General features: G+C 48.3%; 4 protein-coding genes. All 4 read right to left on the bottom strand.

Translation table 11 applies throughout. The features are described 5' to 3' along the window. Positions 1 to 510, bottom strand: a 510-nt coding sequence (locus tag VIM91_RS08005) for an ATP-binding cassette domain-containing protein (protein ID WP_331864299.1), incomplete at its 3' end; no start/stop codon positions are given. Between the two features lie 4 nt (positions 511 to 514). Then, positions 515 to 1,210, bottom strand: coding sequence for a molybdate ABC transporter permease subunit (modB, locus tag VIM91_RS08000; RefSeq protein ID WP_331864298.1), 696 nt, complete (start codon positions 1,208 to 1,210; stop codon positions 515 to 517). Positions 1,211 to 1,227: 17 nt separating this feature from the next. Continuing rightward, complete coding sequence (gene modA / locus VIM91_RS07995) at positions 1,228 to 1,992, bottom strand: molybdate ABC transporter substrate-binding protein (protein WP_331864297.1); 765 nt, start codon at positions 1,990 to 1,992, stop codon at positions 1,228 to 1,230. Positions 1,993 to 2,106: 114 nt separating this feature from the next. Then, on the bottom strand, positions 2,107 to 2,907 hold the full coding sequence (locus tag VIM91_RS07990) for a TOBE domain-containing protein (protein WP_331864296.1): 801 nt from the start codon (positions 2,905 to 2,907) through the stop codon (positions 2,107 to 2,109). Positions 2,908 to 2,983: the final 76 nt, after the last annotated feature.

The raw sequence follows: 2,983 nt of genomic DNA, 5'->3' as shown, positions 1-2,983 counted from the left end.
GCGCCAATCGAGTGCCGACAGCGGTTCGTCCATGCATAATAGTTTGGGTGACATTAATAATGCCCGCGCAATCGCCACGCGCTGTTTTTCGCCGCCGGATAAAAAGGTGACCTCTCGATCCAGTTTGTCGGCGATGCCAACCCGTTGCACAATCTTGTCAAAGTCGGCTTGGGGGTGATTTTTGGGCAAACGATTTACGCCGTACATCAGGTTTTGGCGCACAGTCATGTGCGGAAATAGGGCGGCATCTTGAAACACAAAACCCAGATGACGCGCTGGAGTCGGTAGACGTTTATCGCCGTCTTGCCACTTTTCGCCATCAACAACTAAGTGTCCGCGAGTACGTTTATCTAATCCGGCTATCGCCCGCAGTAGTGTGCTTTTGCCGCTACCGGAACGACCAAATAATACGGTCACGTCGTTAAGTGGCAAACTGAATTCGCCGGAGTTTAATTGAAAGCCGCCAAGGTCAAGTTGGAGATGGCCTGTTATGGTGTGCTTGGTTGTCATAAATTTATCCTACCTTTACGCCAAAACGACGGTTTAAGCCGTACACCAGCATGAGCACAAATAACGAAAACACCAACATCATGCCCGATAAAATATGCGCTTGGGTGTATTCCATTGCTTCTACATGGTCGAAAATATCAATCGACACCATGCGGGTTTCGCCCGGAATATTGCCGCCCACCATTAATACCACCCCAAATTCGCCAACCGTGTGGGCGAAGGTGAGCGTGGCGGCGACCAAGAACCCGCGCTGAGATAAGGGTACGACAATGGTAAAAAACCGATCCAATACATTGGCGCGCAGTGTGGCGGCGGCATCCAGTAAACGATGCGGAATCGCTTCAAACGCGTGCATCAAAGGTTGAACCGCAAAGGGTAACGAATAAAATACCGAGCCAATCACCAGGCCTGTTTTGCTAAACGTGAGCTGACCTTCAAAACCAAAAAAACGTAAAAACTCAGTCACCGGCCCGGTCGGATTCATTGCAATTAAAAGATAAAACCCCAACACGGTCGGCGGTAAAACCAACGGCAAAGCTACCAAGGCTTCGAGGATGATTTTTTTGGACGATTGCATCTGCGCCATCCACCAGGCCAGCGGCGTGCCGATGAGAATGAGGATGATCGTGGTATAAGTGGCGACTTCTAATGTTAGCCAAATCGGCTGAAAATCGACCGCGGTACCGAAGAGTTCAATCATGTTTATGTCCGTTTTTTTTACTGCGGCAAGTTATAGCCGTATCTTTGGATAATTTCAATCGCTTTGGGGGATTTGATATATTGCATAAAGGTTTTTGCGGTTTGGTTGTTTTCACCGCGTTTAGTGATAATGGCGGCTTGGTTAATTGGCTTGTAATCACTTTGTGGTACTTCCCAGTATTCGCCATTTTTATAGGCCGGACTGGCTGGATCAACCACCTGCGACTTGGCGACAAAACCGATTTCCGCATTTTTGGTGGCGACATATTGAAATGCATGCGCAATGCTTTCGCCGTTAACCAGTTTTGATTTCACTTGGTTGTACAACCCCACTTTCTTTAAAAAGACTTCAGCCTGTGTGCCATAAGGTGCCGTTTTGGGGTTAGCGATGGCTAAATGGCGGAAGTTCGCCTCTTTCAAAATTTGTATCGCGTTATTCGCGACCGGCAGGCTCGGGCTATAAAGCACTAAAACGCCTTGCGCATAAACAAAATAAGAGTCTTTAACGGCCAGGTTTTCGGCAATCGAGCGTTGCGGCGAAGATTCATTAGCGGCAAAAAATAAATCAAATGGTGCGCCGTTTCTGATTTGCGCAAATAACTTGCCAGTGGGCCCGAATGAAAACCGAATTGTGTGGCCAGTGTCTTGGGTAAAGGCTTCGCCAATTTCTTCTATGGTTTTGGTAAAGTTGGCGGCCACAGCGACGGTGACTTGGGCGGCGTGGGCGAGGTTGGTGGTGGCTAAGCAAAGCACCAGGCCTGGTAGTAAAGTTTTAAGGTTCATTATTCTATCCTTAATCAAAAATAAAAAGCCAATCGATAGATACCAAGGGCTATATCGCTTGGGCTTAAAAAACCCGTTGGCACGGGCTGACAGATAAAGCGTTTGTTTTGTTAACTAATCATCCACGCCGATTAAAACATGCGAAGCCTTAATCAAAGCGCAAATGGGTTCGCCCTCGGCGAGTTTTAACTCCTCCAATGCACTGTGGGTGATAATCGACGATAAGGTGTTGCCGCCTTGTAATTCCACCACCACTTCGACATTTACTGGGCCTTGGGTAATACGGCTGACGTGGCCGCATAAAAAATTACGTGCACTAATCAGGCCTTTAGCTTGTTGTTTGGCTAACACCACCCAGCTGGCTTTCACTAATGCCCACGCCGTCACGCCAGGTTTTAAGCCCATGCGAGCCACACTGTCGGTGGTTACGGTAGCAACAATGCGGTCATCGCCTTGCAGTTTTAACACGACTTCGGCATTTACTTCGCCAGTTTTGATGTTTTCAACCGTGCCGTAGAAACTATTGCGTGCGCTGGTTTGCATTTTGATTCTCCGCATTAAAGGCAAAATGTCGGCATCGGTGTGGTCGAGTGATGCCATCCACCTGGTTTGCATCGCTGATAAACGTTCATGCATAGTGACAATTTGCAGACCGGTTTGAGTGAGGGTTGCGCCGCCGCCACCTTTGCCGCCATGCTGACGATTCACCAGCGGTTTGCCGGCTAAGTTGTTCATGATTTCAACCGCGTCCCACGCGGCTTTATAGGTCATGCCGACTTGTTTAGCAGCTTGCGATACGCTGCCGGTAGCATTGATGGCTTGCAATAAATGCAAGCGGCGCGGACTGATTTCGCCGTCGCCTAAATGCACATGCCAAGGGGCAAAAAATTCGGGTTGAGTTGGGGTTTGATTCATCAACTACTACTTAAGTAAATATCGTTGAAGCGAAATATACTCAAGTAATTCTTGCTTGTCAAACTCTTTTCACCAC

This window comes from Thiomicrospira sp., assembly GCF_036568485.1.
GTDB lineage: Bacteria > Pseudomonadota > Gammaproteobacteria > Thiomicrospirales > Thiomicrospiraceae > Thiomicrospira.
Note: the sequence above shows the minus strand (reverse complement) of the source record. Positions and strands in the feature narration are given on the sequence as shown.